Raw genomic sequence first — 24,099 nt, forward strand, 5'->3', positions numbered from 1 at the left:
GAGCAGTTCGGCCGGGACCACGACGCGGGCGATCACGCCGCCCTCGATGTCCTCGTTCTCGCGCAGCCGCACCTCGATGCCGTGCCGCTGGGCCAGCCGCGCGACCACGTACAGACCCATCCGCCGGGTCACCGACACGTCCAGGTCCGGCGGGTCGGCGAGACGCTCGTTGACCTCGGCGAGGCGTTCCTCGCTCATCCCGACGCCGTGGTCGGTGACCTGGATCGCCAGCGCCTTCTTGCGCGTGATGACCGCGCGGACGGTGATCTTGGTTTCCGGTTCGGAGAAGTAGGTCGCGTTGTCGAGCAGTTCCGCGAGCACGTGCACGAGGTCGTGGATCGCGAGGCCCTGCACCGCGACCTCGGGCACGATGCCGATCTCGATGCGGGCGTACTGCTCGATCTCCGACACCGCCGCGCCGATCACGTCGGCCGCCGGCACCGGCTTGGGCACCGACTTCGCGAGGCCCGCGCCCGAAAGCACCAGCAGCGATTCGCCGTTGCGGCGCAACCGGGTCGCCAGGTGGTCGAGTTCGAACAGGCTCGCGAGATGGTCCGGGTCCTGCTCGTCGGCCTCGAGCCGGTCGATGACGCCGAGCTGGCGCTCCACCAGCCGCTGCGACCGGCGGGAGAGGTTCACGAAGATGCCGTTGACGTTCTCGCGCAGCAGAGCCTGTTCGGCGGCCATCTTGACCGCCTGCTCGTGCACCACGTCGAACGAGCGCGCCACTTCGCCGATCTCGTCGCGGGTGAGGACCGGCACCGGGTCGACCGCCTTCTTCGAGGCGTTGACCGGGTCCGGGTCGTCGAGGATGGCCTGCACGGTTTCCGGCAGCCGGGTGTAGGCGACGTCCAGCGCGGTCTTCCGCAGCACCCGCAGCGGGCGCAGCATCAGCCGGGCGATGACGAGCATCAGCATCAGCGCGGCGACCAGCGCGGCGAGGACGATGACCCCGCCGACCCACGCCGAGCGCACCGCGTTGCTGGCCAGCTGGTCGGCCTGCGCGCGCAGCTGGGTCAGCAGGTTGACCTCGACCGCGCGCAGTTTGTCGGCGGCGACGGTGGAGTCCTGGCCGAGCTTGGTGCCGTCGAGGTTGAGCGGCTGGCCCTGCTGAGCGAAGGAGAAGGCCTGCGTCTGCAACCGCCGACGCTCGTCGACCTCGGGGCCGGAGTAAGTGTCGTTGTAGAGCTGGACCTGGTCGCCGGTGGCGTTCGCGAGGAACGCGGTGATCGACGCGTCGCCGCTGGCCTCGGCGGCCCGGGTCTCGTCGATCAGGTTGCCGGGGAAGCCGTCGCGGAACGCGGCGATCTGCAGCGCGGAGTCGCCGCGGAGGATGTACTCCTTCGCCTCGCTGATCGACTGCGTGCTGGTGCCGAGGCGGAGCAGGTCGCGGTCGGTGGTCGCGGTGGAGACCTCGCGGCCGAGCTGGATCAGCGAGTCGAGCACCGAGGAGTAGGTGTCGAGCACCGCGCGGTCGGAGTAGGCCGACGTGGTCATCGCCGCGCGCAGCGGGCGCAGCGCGTCGAGGCGCTGGAGGCCGTGCGCGTAGCGGTCGCTGGCGGCCTGGTTGTCGTTCTCGAGGTTGACCGCGGCGTTGCGCAGGTCGTCGACGTCGCGGTCGACCTTCGCCATCTGCGCGTCGAGGCCGGTCTGGCGCAGCGGGTCGCCGGAGGAGATCCGGACCACGGCCAGCGCGCGCTCGCGCTGCAGGTCGTGCACCACGGCGGTGACCTTCTCGGCGAAGGCGACCTGGCTGGCGGTGTGGTTGAGGTCGACCGCCGACCGCACGTCGTCGACCACGCGCAGCACGCCGAGCACCAGCGCGGTGATCGTGGGGATGAGGAGAATGAGCGCGAGCTTGGACCGCAACCGCCAGTTGCCGAGCGCGAGCCAGGACCGCTGCTGCGCGGTCCCCGCGTCTTCCCGAGCGAAGGCCTCCCCCGCCCCCGCGGTGTCTTCGTTCGGCACCGCCGCACCACCGTCCGGGCCCGAGGGGCCCGTTGTTTCCGAACCTGCCGTGGCCACTACGCGCACGCTCCCGGCAGGTAATCCGCCGCCCGCGTGGTCTGGACCGCAGCCCGGCCTGGTGCACCCTTTCGAGTGAAAAGATCGACTTCAGGGTGCGGCTGCCCGTCGCCTCGGGCGCGGAATCGGTTCAGGTCTGGCATGACGTTCGGTCCCCGCACGTGGTCGATCTCTTAGTCCGTTCGGCCGAGGCCACCCTGCGCCGGCTCGTCGCCGGCGTGCGCGGAGAGCCTTTTCCCAAGTCGCGCTCTCACTACATCGGTGGTCCACACCTCACATTGCAGGAGCAGAGGGTAGCGAACGCCCGGCCCGTTTGTAACCCTCCAGAAGTTGCCCGGAGAGCACCCAGGCAGCGGATCAAGGCCTCCCGGGCACCCACAGGACGTCCACATACCCCCACATACCAGGCGATTCGATCACCTGATCGAGTGACCAGTGCCACTTCTGAATCGTATATGAACACCCATTGTGAGTGATCGTCCTGGTTCTCTACAGTAGCCGCGTGACTCCGGACAATGAGCCACCTTCCCCCCGCGTCCATCCCAGACGCGGGCCCATTTGCTAGGAGCAACCTTGTTTGATGAAGCGGTGAGCGGCCGGCGCAGTTACGGGAGGCGCGGGTTCCTGTCGCTCGCGATGGCGGGCGGTGTCGCGATGACCGCCAGCGGCTGCGGCCTGCTGGGAGGATCGGACAGTTCAAGCAGTTCGAACGGCGGCTCCGGGGTCGAGAAGACCAAGATCAAGGTCTCGATCATGCCGACGATCGACGTGGCGCCTTTCCACCTCGCGGTCCAGAACGGCTACTTCAAGAACGAGGGGCTCGACGTCGAAGCCGTCGACGCGGCCAGCGGTGACGCGTCGCTGCAGAAGCTGCAGGCGGGCGAGGTCGACATCGCCTACGCCAGCTACACGCCGTTCTTCATCGCCAAGAGCAAGGGCGCCGCGGACATCAAGCTCGTCGCCGACGCGTCTTCGGCCGGTCCGAAGAGCACCGAGGTCGTGGCGATGCCGAACAGCAACATCAAGAACGTGCACGACCTGGCGGGCAAGCGGATCGCGATCACCGCCACCAATACGATTTGCGACACGCTGACCAAGTCGGTCATGCGCGACAACGGCGTCAACTACAACGACGTGAAGTGGGTCTCGCTGCGGTTCCCGGACATCGGCCCCGCGGTCAAGCGCGGCGACGTCGACGCGGGCTTCCTGACTGAGCCGTTCATCACGCAGTCGGCGAAGGTCAACGGGACCGTCGAGGTCATCGACACCGCTTCCGGCGGAACCAAGGACTTCCCGACCGCGGGCTACGGTTCGCTCGGCAAGTTCACCGACGCGAACCCGAAGACGGTCGCCGCGTTCCAGCGCGCGATGCTCAAGGCCACCAAGGAAGCGGCCGACCGCTCCAAGATCGAGCCGCTGATGATCCAGTTCTCGAAGGTGGACGAGGCGACCGCGAAGCTCACCACGCTGCTCACCTTCCAGTCCACTTTGGACGCCCGGCGCATCCAGCGCGTGCCGGACCTGCTGCAGCAGTTCGGTTCCATCCAGTCGAAGATCGACGTGCAGTCGATGATCGTCCCGCAGGCGAACGCGTCCTGACGTGCGCCTCGTCCGGAACCTGACCGGCCTGCTCGGCTTCCTCCTGATCTGGGAGGCCGTCGTGCGGGCCGGTCTGATCGACCAGAACGACCTTCCCCCGCCGACCGTCGTGTTCGCCCGGATCGGCGAACTGCTCGGCGACGTCGAATTCGTCCGCGACGTGATCGCCTCGGTGCTCGCCTGGTTGATCGCCCTGCTCATCTCGATCGCCATCGCGGTCCCCGCCGGCCTGCTGCTCGGCAGCATCCGCTGGCTGCGCGACGCCACCAAGGCGATCGTCGAATTCCTGCGGCCGATCCCTTCCGTGGCACTGATTCCGCTGGTGCTGATCGTGGTCGGCGGCGGCCCGGAAGCGAAGATCACGCTGGCCGTGTACGCGGCGGTGTGGCCGATCCTCTTCAACACCATTTACGCACTGGCTGAAATCGACCCGCTGCTGCTGGAAACCGCGCGTACGTACGGAACTCCGCGCGCGCGGGTGCTGACCTCGGTCGCGCTGCCGCACGCCGCGCCGTTCGTGTTCACCGGGATCCGGCTGTCCGCGGCGATTTCGCTGATCCTGGTGATCAGCACGGAATTCCTGGCCGGGGCGAAACTCGGCATCGGGCAGTTCGTGCTCGAGGCCAGTTCCGGGCCGGGCCGGATGGACCTGGTGCTCGCCGGAACGGTCGTCGCCGGGGTCCTCGGCTACCTCGTCAACGAGGGCCTGGAACGGCTGGGCCACCGGCTGTTCCGCTGGAGCAGCGCCGTCGAAGGAGCCGCCGCGTGAGCGTGGTCGAGAAGCCGTCCACCGTGACGCGCCGGATGAGCCGCGGCATCAGCGGGTTCGCCCGCAAGTGGCTGCTGTTCGCGATCTTGGTGGTGCTGTGGGAGATCGCGACCCAGCTGAGCGAAAGCGTGTTCTTCCCGCCGCCTTCGAAGATCGCGGCCGCGGCGGCGAAACTGTGGTTCTCCGGCCCGGCTTCGCAGCTGTTCCTCGGCGATCCGGTGTTCGACCACATCCTGCCGAGCCTCGGCCGGGTGCTCGGCGGCTGGCTGCTGTCGGTGGTCATCGGCGTCGCGCTCGGCACGGCGCTGGGCCGCTCGCGCACCGGAATGGATTACGTGGGGCCGCTGTTCGCGTTCTTCCGCGCCATCCCGCCGCCCGCGCTGGTGCCGGTGTTCATCATCCTGTTCGGCATCGGGCCGGGCATGCAGACCGCGACGATCATTTTCGGTTCGCTCTGGCCGGTCCTGATGAACACAGTGGACGGTGTCCGGTCGGTCGACAAGGTCAAGACGGAGACGGCGCGCGCGTTCCGCACGCCGAAGCGGTACTGGATCGGGCTGGTCGTGCTGCCCGCGGCGCTGCCGAAGATCTTCGCCGGGCTGCGGCTGTCGCTCTCGATCGCGCTGATCCTGATGGCGATCTCCGAACTGGTGGGTGCGCTCAACGGCATCGGCTACGCGCTGCTCGCCGCCCAGCGCTCGTACGACTTCGACCAGATGTGGGCCTGGATCGTGCTGCTGGGCATCCTCGGGTACGGGTTCAACGCCGCGCTCCTCGGCATCGAACGCCGGGTGCTCGGCTGGCAGCCCGGCCGGAACTAGGAAGGTTTCCCGTTATGTCGACCATGCTCGAGGTCTCCGGCCTCAGCCACCGCTACGGCAGCGGCGAGTCCGCGCACGTCGCGGTCAACGAACTGTCGTTCACGGTGGAGACCGGGCAGCTGGCGTGCATCGTCGGCCCGTCCGGCTGCGGCAAGTCCACGCTGCTGCGCGCGATCGCCGGCCTGATCCCGCCGACCGCGGGCACGGTGAGCCTGCACGGCGACCGCGTCACCTCGGTGCCGGACGATCTCGCCGTGGTGTTCCAGGACTACAGCCGCTCCCTGTTCCCGTGGCTGTCGGTCGCGAAGAACGTGGAATTCCCGCTGCGCTGGAGCAAACTCGACAAGGCGACCCGGCGTGCCCGGGCCGCCGAAGCACTCGCCGCGGTCGGTTTGTCGGCCGCGGAGAGCAAGTACCCGTGGCAGCTGTCGGGCGGGATGCAGCAGCGGGTGTCGATCGCCCGTGCGCTGGCCAGCCGTCCGGCGCTGCTGCTGATGGACGAGCCGTTCGCGTCGGTGGACGCCCAGACGCGGTTTGAGCTGGAGGATCTGCTGCGCCGGGTCCAGGTCGAACAGGGCACGACGGTGTTGCTGGTGACGCACGACATCGACGAGAGCGTGTACCTGGGCGACCGGGTGCTGGTGCTGTCGAAGTCGCCGGCCCGGATCGTGGCGGATTTGAAGGTGGATCTGCCTGCCCAGCGGGACCAGATCACCACGCGGGAATCGGCGGAATTCGTTTCGCTGCGCGGTGAAGTGGCCAGGTTGCTGCACGGTCCGGCGGTGCAGGCGGCGGCTGACCTCGCGGAGCACGAGGCGGCGGAGGCTGCGGCTTCGTCCGAATCGGACGCGGTCGTCTCGGAGAAGAAGTAGTCAGAGCTTCGGAAACCACACCGAGACGTCGGCAAGGGCGTCCAGGGTTTCGGAATCAAGTTTTCCGGCAGCGGTTTCCGCTTCGGCGACCACCATCGCGCGACCGTCCACTCTGGACTGAAAGTGGTGGCCGGATAATTTCACGCCGTCGAGGCCGAGCAGGGCGGCGCCGAGGGGTTTGATGTCCCCGCTGCCCTGCACCTCCTCGACCTTCTGGCAGCCCTCGGCCTCGCTCCTCTGCGAAAACCCCACGCGGGCAACGGAAATCACCGCGGCGTTGCCGTGCCCGTCGCCGACCGCGAAGAGGTTTCGGTCCAATGAGGTGCAGCGGTGCTGTGCGAGATACTCGCGGACGCGGTCGGTGGAGTTCAGCAGGCAGTCGAGCTCGTGTTTCGCCGCCTGCTTCAGCTGTTTGAGCTTGAACCGGCTGAAGGTCTCGTCCTTGCGGCCACGCTGAGCTGACTTCTTGCCCTCGGCCTTGCGTGTCTTGAGGCTCCGGCCGGGCAAGGAATCCGCGACGTCTCCGGCGAGGTTTCCCGGCAGCGCCTCCACCGCCCCGGATCCCACGCTCGCCGCACCGCCGAGTCCGGCCGCGGTCCCGCCGCCGACCACGACGGCTACTGCCGCTCCGACTACGAAAACCTTTGCCCCGCCGCCTTTCTTGGGCGTAATCGGGTACACCGTCCCATCCGGACGGGTCGCGTACTTCTGCTTCGCCACTCGCTGCCCCTCCCCTGGACACCAAGACCGAAGCGATCAAGATAGCCCGTGAGCAGCGCACACTCACCCGGTTCCGACCGGGTTCACCCGTTCAGCCCTTCGCGCGGGAATCCGGTCCGGTCTCGTCCGGGCCGATCTCCGGCAGCGTCCGCACGCCCAGCACGTTGGCCCCGACCAGTTTCCGGGTCGCCAGGTTGCCCATCGGCATGAACGTGCTCGCCTGCACGTCCCGCCACATGCGCTCGAACGGCAGCGCCTTCGTGTAGGACATGCCGCCGAGTGCGTCGACCAGCCGCTGCATGATCTGCACCGCGTTGTTCGCCGCCGTGTACTTCACGATCGCGCTGCGGGCCACGCCGTCCTGGATGTCTCCGGTGAACAACCGGCGGCTCGTCACCTCGTCGGCCTGGCGGTAGATCAGCGCGCGGGAGCTTTCCAGCAGGATCTGGCATTCGCCGATCACGTCCTGCAGCACCGGATCCTCCGCCTTGCCGCGCTGGACCAGCGTTCGCACGGTCCAGTCCAGCGCGCCCGCCGCGATTCCCGTGTAGACCGCCGAGAACGCGGGCATCGCCCAGGCCCAGACAGTTTCCAGCACCCGCGAGTCGAGGTGTTTCACCGGCAGCGAGTGGACGACCGCCGCGTCCTCGACGAACACCTTGTCCAGTTCGACGTCGTTGCTTTGGGTGCCGCGCATGCCCATCGTGTTCCACGTCTGGTGGATCGTGACGCCGGGCTGGTCCAGCGCGATCTGGCACAGCAGCAGCCGAGGGCCGCCGTCGGCGTCCTCGTAGCGGGCGGTGGTCGAGCAATGCGTGGCGACGGCCGAGTTGGTCGCGAAGCTCTTGCGGCCGGTCAGTTCGAAGCCGCCTTCGACGCGGACGGCGCGGGTTTTCGCGTCCGTCATGTCGTTGCGCAAGCCCGTTTCGCTGGTGATCGACGCCCAGATCAGTTCGCCGTCCACCGCTTTGCGCAGCAGTTCCGCCAGCCGGGGCGCCTTCGTGCGCCGCCAGACACTCGCCCACTGTCCCAGCGGCGACAGGTGCATGGTGAACGCCAGCGCGGTCGCGCCGTCGCCCATCGCCAGCCGTTCCAGCACCGGCAGGATCTCCGGCAGCCCGGCGCCGAACCCGCCGAGTTCTTCCGGGACAGACAGCCGGAGGAAGCCCGCTTCCCGCAGGTCGTCGTAGTTCTCGTGCGGGAAGGTGTTGTCGCGGTCGTGCTCGGCCGCGCGCTCGGCGAAAACGTCCGCGAGCTTGGCGGCGCGGTCGACGAGGGCCTGCTGCTTGGGCGTCAGGAGAGGCTGCACCCGGCCATCAAAACAGCGTCCCGGATCTTGGTCAATCAGCCATTGTCCGCAGTGCTTCAGTCCACAAGAAACCGCGAGTGCCTGCCCCGGAATTCCCGGGACAGGCACTCGCGAGAGCCGTGGTCAGCCGATCAGGGCGGACAGTCCGGAGCCGTTGAACGAACCCCAGCCGGTCGTCTGGTCGTAGCCCTTGCCGGCGGAGAAGCCGGTGGTGCCGTTGAAGGTGTTGTTGCCGGTCGTCACGTCGTGGAAGCCGGAACCGTACGAGGAACCGTTGCCGATGCTGTAGAACGTCGGGTTCAGGTTGCCGAGGCTGCCCTTGTGGACCTGGTTCTGCAGCGCGGCGAAGCCCGCCCACAGCGGAGCCGCGCCCGAGGTGCCCCACACGTTCCCGGTCTGGCCGCCGGAGATGATCGTGTACGCCGAACCCTGCGCGGCGTCGCCGGCGACGTCCGGGACCTTGCGCTTGGTCGTGCTCTGCTTGGACTGCCACGACGGCGCGGCGAAGAGCGTCGAGATGCCACCGCCGCCGGCACCGCCCGTGGCACCGTCGTTCCACGTCGTCTCGCTGCTGTAGCCGTTCGACGAGGTCACCGACAGCTGCGTGCCGCCCACGCCGGAGACGTTCGGGCTCGACGCCGGGAAGTCCACGGCCTGCGCCTTGCTGCCGGTCTGGCGGGCGCAGTCGGTGGTGCCGTCGTCGCCTGCCGCGGCGAAGTAGCTGATGCCCTCGGCGGTACCGGTCGCGAGCGCCTTGTCGACGCTGCTGGCCGCGGCCGAGCCTTCCGCCGCCTCGCAGGAGCCCCACGAGATCGAAACGACGCTGACCTTCTTGTCCGACGCGATCTTCTGGTACATCGCCAGCTCGCCCGCGTTGGAGTTCGGGGCCTCGTACACGTAGTCGTTCGCCGGCGCGGCGAGTGCGTGCACGACCTCGATGTCCAGGTCGACCTCGGTCTCGCCCTGGCCGGGGCTGGAGTCGTAGTTGGCTCCGTTGACCGACACCGTGCTGACCGTGCCCGCCTTGAGGCCGTACTTGGTGTCGTAGGCGGTGATGTCGGACGTCTTGTAGCCGTCGAACTCCACGAAGCCGACGTTCACCCCCGCGCCAGTCGCGGACATGCCGCTGGTGCCGTACGCGGTCTTGAGGATGGTCGGCGTCACCGGCTTGACCGTGCGCGGCGCCTGCGTCGCCTTGGCGTGGTGCTTCACCGCGTGGTTGTCGAGGCCGACGACCGAATCGACCACGGAGGACACTGACGCCGGCAGTTCCGGCGCTGAGTCGTTCGCGTAGAACTTCCGGCCGGTGACGGTGTCGGTGTAATTGCCGATCCGTGTATGGAACGCGGATTCCAGCTGTCCGGCAGTCGCCGAGAAGGTGATCGCCTGCCGGTTTCCGGAAACCTCAATACCCTGCGCACCGCTGCGCTTGAGGAAATTCACCGCCTGGTCGGCTTCGGCCTGCGTTGGGCCGAATGCAGCAGTGAACTGCTCCGGAGAGAGGAAATGGCGGTACTGCGCCGACGCCGGGTCCTGCACGTCGGAAAGAAAGCGGGCCAGCGCCTGCTGATTGTGCAGTTTGAGGGACAGGGCGGCGGGAATGAGCTGGTCAGCCGCGACATCGCCGGATCGCGCGCTGGCGGCGAGCGGTGCGGCGTTGCCGGGAAGGGCGACCAGCGGATCGGCGTTCGCGACGCCGGCCACGGACAGGCACAGCAACGCCGGCAGCGGAACCGCGGCGGCGACGAGCTTGCGCAAGCGCATGAGAATTCCTCTCGAGAGGCGGGGACCAGGCCGGCTAAATCGCGGTACCGACCCGTATCACTGACCCTAAAAAACCCCTCGAAACAAAGAAACCTACTTTTGGCTGACCTTATCGCGGTTGGTTTGTTTTCCACTTGCACGATTTATGACTGATTGACGCCGCGATGTCCTGCCCCATCCGGAAACCATCGGACGTCGGAAGACGGTCGCCGCGGACATTCCGGACCGGTTGCGCACACACGCGCCCTGTGCTCGTCAAGCAAAAAAGGGAACCTTGCCGGAATTGGAATTCCCGGCGAGGTTCCCTTCCCGCACGGACTGGTCAGCCTTTGACGAGTTCGGCCCACTCGCGCACGGCCGCCGCGTCCACCGGGGCGTCCCACCCGGACGGACGCACCGCGCCGCCCACGTGGAAACCGCGCACGCCGCCGGCGCGCAGCAAGTGCACCTGCTGCGCCCGCAGACCGCCGCCGACCAACAGCGCCGGGCCGTCGGTCCGCCGGGCCAGCTGCTGCAGCACCGACAGTCCACTCGCGACACCGTTCGGGTGCCCCGCCGCCAGCACGGTGTCGCAGCCGAGTTCGGCCAGCACGTCGTACGCGGCGATCGGGTCGCGCGAGCGGTCGATGGCGCGGTGGAACGTCCATGGCCGGCCGTCGATCTCCTTCAGCAGCGCGCGGCACGCTTCGGCGTCGACCTCGCCCTCCTCGGTCAGGAAGCCGAACACGAATTCCTGAGCACCCACGGACACCAGCCGGGCCGCCGAGGCACGCACGTCGTCGATCGCGCGAGCGTCGAAAGTGTTCTCCGCGCGCAGCATCACGCGCACCGGCAAATCAGTGGCCGCGAGCACCTCGCGCACCGTCGCCTCGCTCGGGGTGAGCCCGTCGCTGGCCATGTCGGCGACCAGTTCGAGCCGGTCCGCTCCGCCCTCCTGCGCCCGCTCCGCATCCTGCGCGCCCAGCGCGATCACTTCCAGCAGGGCGGTGTTCGACCTCATGCCTCATCCGTTTCGATCCAGTGGCGGGGTGTCTTCCCCCCTGGCGTGCCTGCCGCGCCGGAAGCCGCCTTGCAGGCTCGTCATCCGGGCGCGCACCGCGTCGGGGGAAAGCGAGAGTATCGGCCGCTGCCCGGGCTCCGCGGCGGGGCCGCCGGTCACGTCGGCGACCCGCAGGAACGGCCAGGTGTCCTCGGCCCCGTCCTCTTGTTCCAGGTGCGCCGGGGTGGGCCAGGCGGGGGCCGCGTCGTCCGGGTCTTCGGTCGGAAACTCCGGCGGCGCTTCGTAGGCGTGCCGCGGCTCGGCGGCCTGGTGGTCGGGCTCGGGCGCAGGTTCCGGCTCTGGTTCTGGTTCTGGTTCGAACGCGGGCACCTCCGGCATCGGCGCGACCAGGCGCGGCTCCGGGGCCACCTGCTCCTCCGGCGGCGCGGAGAGATCGAACCAGCGGGACAGCACGTCGCGGTACGCGGGCATCCGGTCCGTCGGCGCGTCGATCTCCAGATGCGACCGCGCCGATTCGACCGGCCACGACGGCGTTTCCTCGACCACCGGGGCCCGCCGCAGCGGACCGGCGTCGAGGGTCGGCGCGACCAGTTCGGCGGGCTCCTCCGGTTCCTCGGGCGGGGCCAGCGGCGCGAGCGGGGCGAGCAGCTCCGGCTCCGGCGCGGGCTCCGGTTCGACCGGCGGGGGCGGCTGCGGCAGCGGCGGGGCTTCGGTGATCAACGCGGGCGGAACGACGACCGTCGCGGTGAGACCGCGTCCCTCGGCCGGGCTCAGCTTCACCGCGATGGCGTGCCGTTCGGCCAGCGTCGCGACCACGAACAGGCCCATCCGGCGCGACACCTCGACGTCGACCTCGGGCGGATGCGCCAGCCGCGCGTTGGTGCGGTCGATCTCCGCCTGCGGCATGCCCGCGCCGCGGTCGGTGATCTCGATCCGCCACGCCCCCTCCGGCGTCCGCGCGCTGTCCACGGTGACCGCCGTCTGCGGCCCGGAGTACCGGGTGGCGTTCTCCAGCAGCTCGGACACCACGTGCACGAGGTCGTTGACCGCGTCGCCGCGCACCGCGAGCGCCGGGGCCGGGCCGATCTCGATCCGCTGGTAATCCTCCACTTCGGACAGTGCGGCCCCGATGATCTCGTCGGCCACCACCGGTCCGGTGTCCTCGCGCGCCAGGTCGGTGCCGGACAGCACCAGCAGGTTCTCGCTGTTGCGCCGCATCCGGGTGGCAAGGTGGTCGAGTTCGAACAGCCCGCCGAGGGTCTCCGGGTCCTGTTCGCCCGCCTCCATCCGGTCGAGCACGGACAGCTGCCGCTCCACCAGGTCCTGGCTGCGCTGCGACAGGTTGACGAACATCGCGTTGACGTTCTCGCGCAGCATCGCCTGTTCGGCGGCCAGCCGGACCGCCTCGCCGTGCACCGCGTCGAACGCACGCGCGACCTGCCCGACTTCCTCGCGGGTGAAGATCGGCACCGGAGCGACCGCCGCCCGGTGCCGCAGGTTCTCCGGCGCCGGGTCGGGCTCGGTGAGCAGCCGCTGCACGGCCTCGGGCAGCCGGTGGTCGGCGACCTCCAGCGCGGTGCGGCGCAGGATCCGCAACGGCCGCAGCAGCGAGCGCGCGATCACCACCGAAAGCACCCCGGCGACCAGCAGGACGCCGATGACGATTCCGCCGTCCCAGATCGTCGACGCGCGGGCGCTGGCGGCGCGTGCGTCCGTTTTGTCCTGGAGCTGGACGAGCAGCGCCTGCTGCACCTGGTGGGCGAGATTGACCGTGTACGTCGACGCGGTGTCCCACTGGTCGGCGTCCAGGCCGGAGAGCGGCTGGTTGTTCTCCGTGCGCGTGAGGGCCGACTCGACCATGTCGTTGCCGATGTCCACGACGATGCCGATCACCGTGTCCGAGTACATCCGCTGCTCGTCCGGCGTGGCGAAGGTGCGGTAGTCATTGCGCGCGGCGGCCAGTTCGGCTTCCGCGCCGAGCAGCGCGCGCGTCCGGTCGCGGTTGAGCGTGCCCTGCGCGATCGCGGCGGACATGATCGCGCGCTTGACCGACATCTGGTCCTTGATCCGCGCGAGCGCGTTCCCGGCCAGCCGCAGCCGGGCCAGGTCGGGTTCGGTGACGTCGGCCGCGACGGTGTCGCTGATGTCGAGCAGGCCGGAGATCAGCTCGCTGTAAGAACGGAGCACCGCGTCCGCCGGATACGCGGAGTGCTCGGCCGAATACCGAAGGCCGCCCAGCACTCTCAGCCGGTCGTCGCTCTGCTGCAGATCGCCCGCCGCCGACTCGTCGAGCCGCGGCTTGCTGTCGGCGAGCGACCGCTCGAACGCGCCGATCGCCAGGTCGACGCGGGTGCGCTGGCCGACGAGGACGTCCGTGGGGCCCTTCCGGTCGCCCGCGACGAACCGCACCGTGACGTCGCGTTCCCGCTGCAGCTGGTGCACGACCTCGGCGACCGTCGTGTCGACCCGGCAGCGAGCGGCGAACTCGGCGAGCTGGCGGGCGTCGCGCAGGTCGCTGTTGACCCGCAGGCCGACCAGCACGACCACGGCGAGCGCCGGGATCAGCAGGACGACGAAGAGCTTGGTGCGCAGCCGCCAGTTCCGCAGCCGCCACCGGCCGCCGACCGGACGCGAGGCAGCCGGATCCGTCGCGTCACCCGAACGGGGACGGTCGTCGCGACGGGTCACCTGTGCTTCCTTTTCCACCGCGGGAACCTCTGCCCGCGGACGTCCTGGGGCTCCGGCCGGAAGCTACCGCTTGGTAGTTCCGGCGAAAAGATCGGGAAGCCACCCTGGCGGGGGCACAGCCCTGCGGGCGATCGTATGGGCAGCGGCCCATACGATCCAGCACGAGGCAGAGATTCTCCCGGCAGGGGATGGCACGTGAAAGCGACCGGTCTGAGGTTTGCGCTGGTGGCGACGTTGTTCGCCCTCAGCGGCTGCTCCGTGTTCGGATCCGGTGACTCCGGGCAAGCGCCGCCGCCGGAACGCACGACGCTGCGGGTCGGTGTCGCGAGCCCGATCGACACCGCCCCGCTGCGGATGGCCGTCGCGGCGGGAAAGTTCCGCCAGGCCGGGCTGAATGTCCAACTGGTGGAACTCGGCGACGGCGACGGCGTGGAAAAACTGAAGTCCGGACAGGTCGATGTGACATTCGGCAGCGACGTGTCGCTGTTCCGTGCCGCCGCGTCCGGCACCGCGCTGCAATTGCAAGGCGAGGCGTACACCTTCGGCCGCACCACTATCGCCCTCGTCACGCTGCCCGGCTCCGACTACACCGAACCGACCGCGAAGAAATCCCCGAAGATCGCGGTGGACTCCCCCGACGACATCGGCGCGCTCACCGCGCGTGCGGTCCTCGGCACGGCGGGCGTCGACAAATCGAAGATCGAGTTCGTGCCCCGGCCGTTCGGGCAGATGCCGGCCGCGCTCCAATCCGGCGACGCGGACGCCGCGCTGATGGTCGAGCCGTACATCACCCGCGCGGAGAAAGAGCTGGGCGCGCAGATCCTCGCCGACGGTTCGACCGGCGCGACGCTGGACTTCCCAGCGTCCGGCTACGCCGCGACCGGCCAGTTCGCCGCCGCGAACCCGCGCACGCTGACGGCGTTCCGGAACGTCCTCACCCAGGCCCAGCTGGCCGCGTCCGACACGGCCAAGGTGCGCGACGCGCTGCCGTCGTTCTCGGACATCGACCAGACCACCGCCGCGCTGATCTCGCTCGGCAGCTACCCGACCACGCTGTCGGCGACCCGCCTGCAGCGCGTGGCCGATCTCATGCACAGCTCCGGACAGCTCGCCAACCGCCTCGACGTGGCGGCGATGCTCCCGAACGCCTTGTAGGCGCTAGATGCTCGCCCCGGTCGGCTGCAGGCAAATCGTCCGCACCGGCGGCCCCACATAGACCAGCGACACGTCCTTGTCGCCGCAGCTCGACGCCGACCGCGTGCCGTTGTGCACCACAGCGCGTGCTTCCGCCTTGGGGTCGTCGCACGCGACCTTGCCGACCCTTCGACTCGTCCGAAACGTCGCGCACGCACTCGCCGGACACGACGTTCAGCGCCAGGCACAGCGTCTCGGACGGCTTGCTGGTGCTGCGGGCCGACGTATACAGCTCGAACCGCACGTAGTCCTCGCCGCGGCAGGAGGATCGGCCGTTGGACACGGCGTCGACACGGAAGGTGGCGGCCTGGTCGGAGCAGTCCGCCCCGGTGTAGGTCTGCGTCTCCGAGCCCAGCGAAGAGAGGTAAAGGCAACTGCCCACGACCGGCGGTCCCGCCGAGCGCGCGATCGCGGCGAACCCGAACGCGCCGAGGGTGCCGAGCCCGAGCGCCACGACCACAAGAGCGGCGAAGAGCGCCTTCAGCTTGCCCGACACCCGCTTCGGACCGCGCTGGACCGGCTGCCGCGGGGGCGGCTGGTACGGGTTCGCGATCGGCGGCATGCCGAACGGTGGTGTGGTCACTGGGTCCCCTCCCGCGGCTTCGTTCCGCCATCTTGGCATCCCCGGGCCGCGGGACGGGAGGGAACGTATAAAGGAGAGGTGACTGATGGCCCCCTGATCGTCCAGTCCGACAAAACCGTGCTGCTCGAGGTCGACAATCCGCGTGCCGACGACGCGCGGATCGCGATCGCGCCGTTCGCCGAACTGGAACGAGCGCCCGAACACGTGCACACCTACCGGATCACGCCGCTCGCGTTGTGGAACGCGCGCGCCGCCGGGCACGACGCGGAACAGGTGGTGGACGCGCTCACCACGTATTCGCGCTTCCCGGTGCCGCAGCCGCTCTTGATCGACGTCGTGGACGTGATGGGCCGGTTCGGGCGGCTGCAGATCGCCAACCACCCGGCGCACGGCCTGGTCATGACCACCACCGACCGCGCGGTGCTGGAAGAGGTCTCGCGCAACAAGAAGATCAGCCCGATGCTGGGCTCGCGGATCGACGACGACACGGTGATCGTGCACCCGTCCGAACGCGGGCGGCTCAAGCAGGCGCTGCTGAAGGTCGGCTGGCCCGCCGAGGACCTCGCCGGGTACGTGGACGGGGAAGCGCACCCGATCGAGCTCGCCGAGGAAGACTGGCACCTGCGCGACTACCAGCGGCAGGCGGCGGAAGCGTTCTGGGCGGGCGGTTCCGGCGTCGTCGTGCTGCCGTGCGGCGCGGGCAAAACGCTGGTCGGCGCGGCCGCGATGGCGCACGCCAGGGCGACCACGCTGATCCTGGTCACCAACACCGTCGCCGGGCGGCAGTGGAAGCGCGAACTGGTCGCGCGCACGTCGCTCACCGAGGACGAGATCGGCGAGTACTCCGGGGAGAAGAAGGAGATCCGGCCGGTCACCATCGCGACGTACCAGGTGGTCACGCGCAAGACCAAGGGCGAGTACCGGCACCTGGAGCTGTTCGATTCGCGCGACTGGGGCCTGGTCGTCTACGACGAGGTGCACCTGCTGCCCGCGCCGGTGTTCCGGATGACCGCGGACCTGCAGTCGCGGCGGCGGCTCGGGCTGACCGCCACGCTGGTGCGCGAGGACGGCCGCGAGGGCGACGTGTTCTCGCTGATCGGCCCGAAGCGGTACGACGTGCCGTGGCGCGACATCGAAGCGCAGGGCTGGATCGCGCCGGCGGAATGCACCGAGGTGCGGGTGACGCTCACGGAAAACGAGCGGCTGCAGTACGCCACCGCGGACTCCGACGAGCGGTACAAACTGGCCGCCACGGCGATGACGAAAATCCCGGTGATCCGGTCCATTGTGGACAAGCATCACGGCGAGCCGACCCTGGTGATCGGCGCGTACCTCGACCAGCTGGAGATGCTCGGCGCGGAGCTGGAGGCCCCGGTCATCCAGGGCTCGACGCGGAACAAGGAGCGCGAGGAGCTGTTCGACAAGTTCCGCCGCGGCGAACTGCGCACGCTGGTGGTGTCGAAGGTGGCGAACTTCTCGATCGACCTGCCGGAAGCGTCGGTGGCGATTCAGGTGTCGGGCACGTTCGGCTCACGGCAGGAGGAAGCGCAACGCCTCGGCCGGCTGCTGCGTCCGAAGGGCGACGGACGGCAGGCGCATTTCTATTCGATCGTGTCGCGGGACACTGTGGACACGGAGTACGCGGCGCACCGGCAGCGGTTCCTGGCCGAACAGGGGTACGCGTACCACATCGTCGACGCGGAGGATCTGCGGCGGCCGCTGTGAATTACGAGCCGAGGTAACGGAGAACGGCCAGCACGCGGCGGCTGTAGCCCTTCTCCTGCGGCAGGTCGAGCTTGTCGAAGATCGCGTTCGCGTGCTTCTCCACGGCGCTCTGCGAGACGAACAGCAGCGTGGCGATGCTCGCGTTCGTGTGGCCCTGCGCCATTTTCTCCAGAACATCGCGCTCGCGCGGGGTCAGCCGGGCGAGCGCGTCCTCGTGCGAGGTGCGGGCGACCAGCCTGCGCACCACCTCCGGATCGAAGGCCGCGCCGCCGGCCCCGACCCGATCCAGTGCGTCGAGGAAGTCGCCGACCTGCGCCACCCGGTCCTTGAGCAGGTACCCGACGCGGCCGCCGTCGCCGCCGATCAGCTTTGCGGCGTAACGTTTCTCGACGTACTGGGACAGCACGAGCACCCCGGTGTCCGGCCAGCGTTCGCGGATTTCCAGCGCGGCACGCAGTCCTTCGTCGGTGTGGGTCGGCGGCATGCGAACGTCGGTGACGACCACGTCGGGCTGGTGTTCGGCGGTCGCTTCGAGGAGTTTCTCGCCATCGCCCACCGCGACGACCACGTCGTGGCCTTCCTCCGCCAGCAGCCGTACGAGACCTTCCCTGAGCAACGTCGCGTCCTCGGCCAGGATCACTCGCACGGCAGCGTCACCCGCACTATAGTTGGCCCGTTTTCGGGGCTCTGCAAGGAGAATTCGCCGTCCATCGCCGCCACCCGCCTGGCTAGTCCAGACAATCCGCCGCTCGAGCCGACTCGGGCACCGCCGCAACCGTCGTCGGTGATCTCGGCGACGAGCTTGGTTTCTTCCTGGCGGACGTCAATGGTGACCTTGTTGGCGCTGGCGTGTTTGGCCGCGTTGGTGACCGACTCGGAAGCCACGAAATAGACCACCGTCGCCTGCTCCGGCGAGGGCTCGCCGAGCGCGTAACGAAGGTCGACCGGGATCGTGGCGCGCTCGGCCAGAGACTCCAGCGCGGCCTCGAGACCGCTTTCGTCCAGCGCGATCGGGTACACGCGCCAGCTCACCTCTCGCAGCTCGCGCAACGCTTCCTGCGATTCTTCGTGCGCCTGCCGGACCAGCTCAGCCGCTCGGCGGGCGTCGTCCGCCCGACGCGCCCTGCCCAGCAGGACCCCCAACGCGACCAGCCTTTGCTGCACCCCGTCGTGCAGGTCACGCTCGATGCGGCGACGTTCTTCGTTGACGGCCTCGACCACTTCGCTCCGGGTAGTCGCCAGCTCGGAAACCCTGCGCCGCAACAGTTCCTGACTGCTCGGCCCGAAGAACCGCCGCGCCAGCCGACGATCGAGTCCGGCCACGCCGATCAGGCCCTGTCCACAAAGGAATATCGCGATCGCGCCGAGGACCAGCACCGGCAGCCAGTCCAGGAGGGTCCCCTCTCCCGCACCGCCAGGAGCCTGTCCGGAAACCAGTTGGACGAAGTAGAACGCCCCTGCTCCGACACCCGCGCCGATGCACACCCACACTCCCAGCGCGAGCAGACCGGTGAGGCTGCGTGGGACGAGGTATTGGAGGGCGCGTCGGCCGTCGTAGTCGTCGCCGTTGCTGGCGTCGAAGAACCGCTGCTGCCGGGCGCGTTCTGCTTCGGCGAGCCTGCGCGCGCCGCGGAAGACCCGCAGCCGGGCGGCGGGGATGACGAGGAGCGGCGCGGCGAGTACCAGGTACGACACCTCGATGAGCGCCGTCAGCGCGCCTAGGCCGACGCCCGCCGTCCGGCGCAGCACTCGCGGTCTGTTCACGTTGATCAGGCTAGCCAGTCTGGTCGGGGCGGAGTACTGCGGTTTTCCGCAATTCTCCGGGTGGCCGACAGCAATGTGTTGCGCGCCTTGGCTTTCTACCTTCGACGACGTTGTCTCCGTCGTGAAAGGACTCCCCGTGCACCTCTTGCTCGCCGCCCCCGCCGAACCCCTCACCGGACTGGCCGGGTGGGCCGTCGGACTGATGGACTCGCTCGGCGGCATCGGCGCCGCGATCGTCGTCGGCCTGGACAACCTGTTCCCGCCGATCCCCAGCGAACTCGTCCTCCCGTTAGCCGGCTTCTCCGCGAGCCGCGGCACCTTCAGCCTGGCCGGAGCCCTCTTCTGGACGACGCTGGGCTCGCTGGCCGGAGCCGTGATCGTCTACTGGCTAGGCGCTCTGCTCGGCCGCGACCGGTGCCGGGCGCTGCTCGGCCGCCTGCCGCTGATGGACGCCGCCGACTTCGACCGGACCGAAGCGTGGTTCACCCGGCATGGCGGGAAGGCGGTGTTCCTGGGCCGGATGGTGCCGATCTTCCGCAGCCTGATCTCGCTGCCGGCTGGCGTCGAACGGATGCCGTTCGGCCGCTTCCTGCTGCTGACGACGGCCGGCAGCCTCCTGCGGAACACCGCGTTCGTCGTGGCCGGGTATGTGCTCGGGGAGAGCTGGTCGCTGGTGGACCGGTACGCGTCGGTGTTCCAGTACGTCGTGCTCGCCGCGGTGGCGATCGCCGTCGGCCTGTTCGTCGCGGTCCGGGTGCGCCGCGTCTCCCGGCGCTGACTCTTTCCGCCCTCGACCTGGGCTTTCGCCAGATTCACTCGAACGGACGAGCGAGTGGTGCCCTGGAAATTGTCGGTGGTTCGAACTACTGTTCGATCTGCAGGTACCGAACACCAGTTCGAGGGGAAGCTCATGACGATCGCACCGTTCCGCCCCGGCGTCGGGGCACCGCCGGTCCAGACCTTGCCGCCAGGGCGCTGGCACGGGCGGATCTGGGTGTCGGAGGAGCCGCTCGCGCGGCCGCAGCGGTACCTGAGCTGTGTCGCGGAGTTCGAGCGGTCGGGGCTGTGGCCCGTGCTGATCCCGCCCGACCAGCGCTTCACCGCCCGCGGCGAGGACTGGCTGGACGACCGCGGCCGCCTCGCTCCGGCCGGTCACCGCATCGGCAACGCCGACCCCGCCGAAGTACTGGCCCGCTGGTGGGACGGCTCGTGCTGTGGCGGAGCCTGCCTGCGCCCCTTCGGCACCCGCTTCCCCGGGCTGGCGAAACGCTCGCACCGCCGCTCGGACCCGCTGGCCGAGGCGGGCAACACCGGCTCGATCCTGACCGCCCGCACCCCGCACCGGCTCGGCCTGGTCCAAGCCGACCGTCCGGCCGACGTCCCGGCCCTCATCGGCTGGACGGGAATGATCAAGTCGACAGACCAGGTCGCGGAACTGTCAGCGGTCCTGCGCAGCTGGGAAGACCGCTTCGGCGCGACGCTGGTGACGTTGGGCTTCGACTCGCTCGAGTTGTCGGTCTCCGCCCCACCCCGCACCCACGCCAGGGCGCTGACAGTGGCGGCCGAGCACCGGGCCTTCAGCCTCCCGACATACCTCGCCCAGCCGGGGAATTTGCGGGAGTACGCGACGTCCCTGGTACAGAGCCGACGGTGGCGATTCTCGTGGGCCTGAGGAAATGAGGAGGTGCGGACTGCGGGGCCGAAGGCGGCGCAGGCTCCGCCGATGCCGCTCCGGATCCGCCGGTCTCCAACGGCACAGCGAGGCTTGGCGGAGCTGGCGGGCCCGGCGGATACGGCGACGCTGACGGATCCGTCGGCGGGGGAGCTGACGGATCCGTCAAACGCGGCAGGATCCATCGGCTCCGGCGGAGCTGGCGGACCTCCCCAGGAAGGCGGCGTCCGGCAGCGCCAGGCGATCCGTCGAACCTGGCCGCTAGCTGGCGGATACGGCGGCGCCGACCGATCCGTCGACGGAGGGAACTGAGCGATCCGTCCAACCCGCCAGGATCCATCGGACCCGGCGAAGCTGCGGCCCCCACAAAGACGGCGGCATCCGGCAGCGCCGGGCGATCCGTCGACCTGACCGCGAACTGGCAGGCACGGCGACGTCGGCGAATCCGTCGGGCCGGGCAGACCTGACCGTCTCGACGGAGCCTCACCGGCCAGCGCGGCAGGGACATCCGACGGGTCTCATCGGCTTGGCCGACTCGTCACAGCCCGGCGGCCGCGGGCACGGCGAGGCGAGGCGAGGCGAGGCGAGGCGAGGCGAGGCGAGGCGAGGCGAGGCGAGGCGAGGCACGATAGTGACCGCGTCGAGCACTGAGCCAGACCCCTCAGACAAGCCTCGCGCCGCGCGTCACTCCAATGACGCCGCAGCCGCACGCAAATCCCGTAGCGCCGCCAGCGCGTAGTGCGCGAGACCGTGCTCACTGTCGCGCTCGGCTTCGGACCACTGCGTATAGCCCCGTTTGAACGCGATAACCCCCAACTCAGCCGCGAGATGCGCGGTCGGGTCGGGGACCCCGCGCGCGACCAGCGCGGAGGACATCGAAGCCGCGAGGCCGACGTTCTTGAGCGCGTCCCGTTCCTGAAGCTCGGTGCTGGCCGCCACCGCGGCCTTGAGGCGAGGGCCGAGTTCGCGGTTCGCCGGCCCCATCGCCCCGGACGCTCGTTCGAGACCGGCCGCGACTGCCTCCAGTGGGCTGGCTTCCGCGGGCGCCTCGGCGATTCCCTCGGAGAGCAGCCGGCTCAACGTCTCCTGACCGGCGACCAGCAGCTCCCGCTTGTCGGAGAAGTGCCGGAAGAACGTGCTCTTGGTGACGCCCGCGCGTTCGGCGATCTGCGCGACGGTGGTGGCGTCGTAGCCCTGCTCGGTGAACAGGTCGACCGCCGCCACGACAAGCCGCTGCGTTGTCTCCGGTTGCCATCGGGCCATGAGCTCATCCTAGTGACGGGACAAGAGTCCCGTCACTGTGTATGGTGACGGGACAAAGGTCTTATCACCTCGGGAGAGTCTCATGCAGGTTTTCGTCACCGGCGGTACGGGCACGATCGGCTCCGCGGTCGTGGCCGAACTGCTCGCCAACGGGCACACGGTTCTCGCGCTGGCCCGCTCGGACAAGTCCGCGCAGGCCCTCACCGACGCCGGCGCCCAGGTGCTGCGCGGGCAAATCGCCGACCTCGACGTCCTGCGGACCGGTGCCGCGCAGTCCGACGGCGTGATCAGCCTGGCGTTCGGCAGCGACTACAGCACCGAGGAAGCGCTCGCGCGGTCGATCGCCGAAGAGAGCGCCGCCATGGCCGCGCTGGGAGAAGAACTCGTCGGCAGCGACCGTCCGATCGTGACGGTCTCGGGTACGCCGTGGGTTCCCGGCCGCGCTGCTACCGAAGACGATCCGCTGCCGACCGACGGTCCAGTCGCCGGCCGCGGCCGCTCGGTCAATGCGCTGCTGGCGATGGCTTCACGCGGCGTGCGCGCCACGGCGGTCCGCATGCCGCGCACAGTCCACAACGAGGGCCAGGGCGGCTTCGCCGGACTGCTCACCGAACAGGCGCGCCGCACCGGCGTGGTCGGCTACCCCGGCGACGGCACCCAACGCTGGCCAGCCGTGCACGCACGCGACGCGGCGGCCCTGTTCCGCCTGGCGCTCGAATCAGCACCGGCCGGAACGGCCTGGCATGCCGTAGCCGACGAGGGCGACGCGGTCCGCGACATCGCGGCCGTCATCGGCCGACGGCTCGGCTTGCCAGTCGAACCGGTGCCGCAGGAAAACTTCGGCCCGTTCGGCCCGATCTTCGCCCGGGACCAGCCCGCCACCAGCGTCCGTACGCGCGAAGTCCTCGGCTGGCAGCCCACGCACCCGAACCTGCTCGAGGACCTGGAGAACCTCCAGCCGTAAACCTCGGGTCCGACGGTTTCCTGCTCGCTCTGACCGACCTCCCGGCACCGCGCAAGCTCATCGACGCGGCCACGCAACATGCCCCCAACGTCGCGACTCCGTTCGACATCGTCCCGCGCCCACCGGGCGGTCAGGTCATCAGCTCCACGCACGTCTAGCACTCCGGTATCCGGGCCGCGACTGTTGTGACCGCCGCAGCCCGGCGAACAGGACATCTGTCCCAATAATCAGCCCAGCTGTCCCAAAGGCTGGGTTTCCGCGACCGTCCAGACGGGAATCCCCGGGCACGAAAGGCGGTGAGCGAAATCGGCCAGATCCGAGTGGGCACGTCCGGCTGGCGATACCCGCCGTGGCGCGGCGCGTTCTACCCGTCTGGACTGCCGCAACGACGCGAACTCGAGCACCTCTCCCGGCAGATGAACGCCGTCGAGATCAACGGGTCCTTCTACTCGCTGCAGCGACCGGAGCGCTACCTCGGCTGGCGCGCCGAAACCCCAGCCGGATTTCTGTTCGCCGTCAAGGGCGGCCGGTTCATCACGCACCTCAAACAGTTGCGGGACGTCGAAACCGCGCTCGCCAACTTCTTCGCGTCCGGCGTCCTCGCGCTCGCCGACAAACTGGGACCGTTCCTCTGGCAACTCCCAGCGCGGCTGGCCTTCGACGCCGATCGGGTTTCGACGTTCCTCAGCCAACTCCCCCGCACCACCACCGAAGCAGCCACGCTCGGAGCGAAACACGACGACAAACTCAAGTCCCCGCCGTTTCTGGAACCAGGATCCGACCGACCGATGCGGCACGCGCTCGAAGTGCGCCACCCGAGCTTCACCACGAGCGAAGCGCTGGATTTGCTCAAAAAACACCAGGTAGCCCTGGTGACCTCCGACGCCGCCGCGCCGTGGCCGTACCGGGAGGACCAGACCACTGATTTCAGTTATGTCCGGTTGCATGGCGCGGAAGAGCTCTACACCAGCAATTACTCCGACTCAGCCCTGCGCGCCTGGGCCGCGAAGATCACCGAATGGCACGACAACGGCCGCCGCGACGTGCACGTCTACTTCGACAACGACAGCAAAGTCGCGGCCCCGCACAACGCCGTCACGCTCGCCCGCCTGCTCGGCCTCCCCGCAGAACCCGACCCGACACAGTGAGCGGACAGTGAGCGCACTCCGGTTGGGTAGTGGCACGGGCCGCCGGTGGTCTACGTGCTGCCGCTGGGGGTCGGCACGCGGACCACCGCGCCCCGCTGCCCTCAGGTGAACAACAGGAAACACTCTGTCAAACGGCGGAAGTTGGCCCTGGTGCCAGGCAACTGTGCTTGCCCACTTCGCGCCGGGATGTTCCAGCCGCGCCACCTGCCAGACCCCGCA

20 protein-coding genes are annotated in these 24,099 nt (G+C 69.3%); 10 read left to right on the forward strand and 10 right to left on the reverse strand.

Annotation, left to right across the window (positions count from 1 at the left end):
- Positions 1-1,968, reverse strand: a 1,968-nt coding sequence (locus H5411_RS32655; protein ID WP_312878663.1) for a sensor histidine kinase, incomplete at its 3' end; no start/stop codon positions are given.
- Between the two features lie 693 nt (positions 1,969-2,661).
- Between H5411_RS32655 and H5411_RS32660 the strand changes: the two genes are divergently transcribed.
- Genes H5411_RS32660 through H5411_RS32675 form a run of 4 tightly spaced genes read left to right on the forward strand, consistent with a single transcriptional unit; the run spans position 2,662 to position 6,086 of the window.
- Positions 2,662-3,624, forward strand: a complete 963-nt coding sequence (locus H5411_RS32660; RefSeq protein ID WP_183126045.1) for an ABC transporter substrate-binding protein — start codon at positions 2,662-2,664, stop codon at positions 3,622-3,624.
- Between the two features lies 1 nt (position 3,625).
- Positions 3,626-4,393: an ABC transporter permease gene (locus H5411_RS32665; protein ID WP_101437317.1), complete on the forward strand. Its 768-nt coding sequence runs from the start codon at positions 3,626-3,628 to the stop codon at positions 4,391-4,393.
- Positions 4,390-5,214: an ABC transporter permease gene (locus H5411_RS32670; protein WP_376772259.1), complete on the forward strand. Its 825-nt coding sequence runs from the start codon at positions 4,390-4,392 to the stop codon at positions 5,212-5,214. Before H5411_RS32665 ends, H5411_RS32670 begins: the two co-directional genes overlap by 4 nt.
- A 14-nt stretch (positions 5,215-5,228) precedes the next feature.
- Positions 5,229-6,086 (forward strand): ABC transporter ATP-binding protein, encoded by an 858-nt coding sequence (locus H5411_RS32675; RefSeq protein ID WP_183126021.1) that lies wholly within the window; start codon positions 5,229-5,231, stop codon positions 6,084-6,086.
- On the opposite strand, the gene H5411_RS32680 is transcribed toward H5411_RS32675, so the two are convergent.
- The 5 genes from H5411_RS32680 to H5411_RS32700 form a co-directional block, all read right to left on the reverse strand.
- Positions 6,087-6,806: a hypothetical protein gene (locus tag H5411_RS32680; protein WP_246369517.1), complete on the reverse strand. Its 720-nt coding sequence runs from the start codon at positions 6,804-6,806 to the stop codon at positions 6,087-6,089.
- Between the two features lie 91 nt (positions 6,807-6,897).
- Entirely contained in the window at positions 6,898-8,115 is a 1,218-nt protein-coding gene (locus tag H5411_RS32685) for an acyl-CoA dehydrogenase family protein (RefSeq protein ID WP_208637397.1), read from the reverse strand.
- 123 nt (positions 8,116-8,238) lie between these two features.
- Positions 8,239-9,879, reverse strand: a complete 1,641-nt coding sequence (locus H5411_RS32690; protein ID WP_101437315.1) for a S53 family peptidase — start codon at positions 9,877-9,879, stop codon at positions 8,239-8,241.
- A gap of 322 nt (positions 9,880-10,201) precedes the next feature.
- Positions 10,202-10,879 (reverse strand): copper homeostasis protein CutC, encoded by a 678-nt coding sequence (locus H5411_RS32695; protein ID WP_183126022.1) that lies wholly within the window; start codon positions 10,877-10,879, stop codon positions 10,202-10,204.
- Between the two features lie 3 nt (positions 10,880-10,882).
- Positions 10,883-13,567, reverse strand: a complete 2,685-nt coding sequence (locus H5411_RS32700; RefSeq protein WP_183126023.1) for a sensor histidine kinase — start codon at positions 13,565-13,567, stop codon at positions 10,883-10,885.
- A gap of 135 nt (positions 13,568-13,702) precedes the next feature.
- On the opposite strand from H5411_RS32700, the gene H5411_RS32705 reads away from it, so the two are divergent.
- On the forward strand, positions 13,703-14,722 hold the full coding sequence (locus tag H5411_RS32705) for an ABC transporter substrate-binding protein (protein WP_244194695.1): 1,020 nt from the start codon (positions 13,703-13,705) through the stop codon (positions 14,720-14,722).
- Here the strand turns inward: H5411_RS32705 and H5411_RS32710 are convergent.
- Positions 14,655-15,344, reverse strand: coding sequence for an LppU/SCO3897 family protein (locus tag H5411_RS32710; protein ID WP_246369518.1), 690 nt, complete (start codon positions 15,342-15,344; stop codon positions 14,655-14,657). The two genes, H5411_RS32705 and H5411_RS32710, sit on opposite strands and share 68 nt — an antisense overlap.
- A gap of 78 nt (positions 15,345-15,422) precedes the next feature.
- Here H5411_RS32710 and H5411_RS32715 point away from each other — a divergent pair, with 78 nt between their 5' ends.
- Complete coding sequence (locus H5411_RS32715) at positions 15,423-17,069, forward strand: DNA repair helicase XPB (RefSeq protein ID WP_183126024.1); 1,647 nt, start codon at positions 15,423-15,425, stop codon at positions 17,067-17,069.
- A gap of 1 nt (position 17,070) precedes the next feature.
- On the opposite strand, the gene H5411_RS32720 is transcribed toward H5411_RS32715, so the two are convergent.
- Together H5411_RS32720 and H5411_RS32725 are read right to left on the reverse strand one after the other, a co-directional pair.
- Complete coding sequence (locus H5411_RS32720; protein ID WP_183126025.1) at positions 17,071-17,715, reverse strand: response regulator transcription factor; 645 nt, start codon at positions 17,713-17,715, stop codon at positions 17,071-17,073.
- Complete coding sequence (locus tag H5411_RS32725; protein WP_101437309.1) at positions 17,706-18,833, reverse strand: sensor histidine kinase; 1,128 nt, start codon at positions 18,831-18,833, stop codon at positions 17,706-17,708. Before H5411_RS32725 ends, H5411_RS32720 begins: the two co-directional genes overlap by 10 nt.
- 136 nt (positions 18,834-18,969) lie before the next feature.
- Between H5411_RS32725 and H5411_RS32730 the strand changes: the two genes are divergently transcribed.
- Both H5411_RS32730 and H5411_RS32735 read left to right on the forward strand, forming a co-directional pair.
- Positions 18,970-19,611 (forward strand): DedA family protein, encoded by a 642-nt coding sequence (locus H5411_RS32730; protein ID WP_208637769.1) that lies wholly within the window; start codon positions 18,970-18,972, stop codon positions 19,609-19,611.
- Between the two features lie 132 nt (positions 19,612-19,743).
- Positions 19,744-20,505: a DUF4253 domain-containing protein gene (locus tag H5411_RS32735; RefSeq protein ID WP_101437307.1), complete on the forward strand. Its 762-nt coding sequence runs from the start codon at positions 19,744-19,746 to the stop codon at positions 20,503-20,505.
- A 684-nt stretch (positions 20,506-21,189) separates the two neighbouring features.
- Here H5411_RS32735 and H5411_RS32740 read toward each other — a convergent pair.
- Positions 21,190-21,768: a TetR/AcrR family transcriptional regulator gene (locus H5411_RS32740; protein ID WP_183126026.1), complete on the reverse strand. Its 579-nt coding sequence runs from the start codon at positions 21,766-21,768 to the stop codon at positions 21,190-21,192.
- A gap of 82 nt (positions 21,769-21,850) precedes the next feature.
- On the opposite strand from H5411_RS32740, the gene H5411_RS32745 reads away from it, so the two are divergent.
- Positions 21,851-22,732, forward strand: a complete 882-nt coding sequence (locus tag H5411_RS32745; protein ID WP_183126027.1) for an SDR family oxidoreductase — start codon at positions 21,851-21,853, stop codon at positions 22,730-22,732.
- A gap of 296 nt (positions 22,733-23,028) precedes the next feature.
- On the forward strand, positions 23,029-23,880 hold the full coding sequence (locus H5411_RS32750; RefSeq protein ID WP_183126028.1) for a DUF72 domain-containing protein: 852 nt from the start codon (positions 23,029-23,031) through the stop codon (positions 23,878-23,880).
- The last annotated feature ends 219 nt before the right edge of the window (positions 23,881-24,099 follow it).

This window comes from Amycolatopsis echigonensis (assembly GCF_014174495.1).
Taxonomy (GTDB): domain Bacteria; phylum Actinomycetota; class Actinomycetes; order Mycobacteriales; family Pseudonocardiaceae; genus Amycolatopsis; species Amycolatopsis echigonensis.

Coding starts and splice junctions, on each gene's coding strand:
- H5411_RS32735 (WP_101437307.1), top strand. CDS start 19,744: ATGACGATCGCACCGTTCCGCCCCGGCGTCGGGGCACCGCCGGTCCAG.
- H5411_RS32690 (WP_101437315.1), bottom strand. CDS start 9,879: ATGCGCTTGCGCAAGCTCGTCGCCGCCGCGGTTCCGCTGCCGGCGTTG.
- H5411_RS32695 (WP_183126022.1), bottom strand. CDS start 10,879: ATGAGGTCGAACACCGCCCTGCTGGAAGTGATCGCGCTGGGCGCGCAG.
- H5411_RS32705 (WP_244194695.1), top strand. CDS start 13,703: ATGGGCAGCGGCCCATACGATCCAGCACGAGGCAGAGATTCTCCCGGC.
- H5411_RS32660 (WP_183126045.1), top strand. CDS start 2,662: ATGGCGGGCGGTGTCGCGATGACCGCCAGCGGCTGCGGCCTGCTGGGA.
- H5411_RS32675 (WP_183126021.1), top strand. CDS start 5,229: ATGTCGACCATGCTCGAGGTCTCCGGCCTCAGCCACCGCTACGGCAGC.
- H5411_RS32745 (WP_183126027.1), top strand. CDS start 21,851: ATGCAGGTTTTCGTCACCGGCGGTACGGGCACGATCGGCTCCGCGGTC.
- H5411_RS32740 (WP_183126026.1), bottom strand. CDS start 21,768: ATGGCCCGATGGCAACCGGAGACAACGCAGCGGCTTGTCGTGGCGGCG.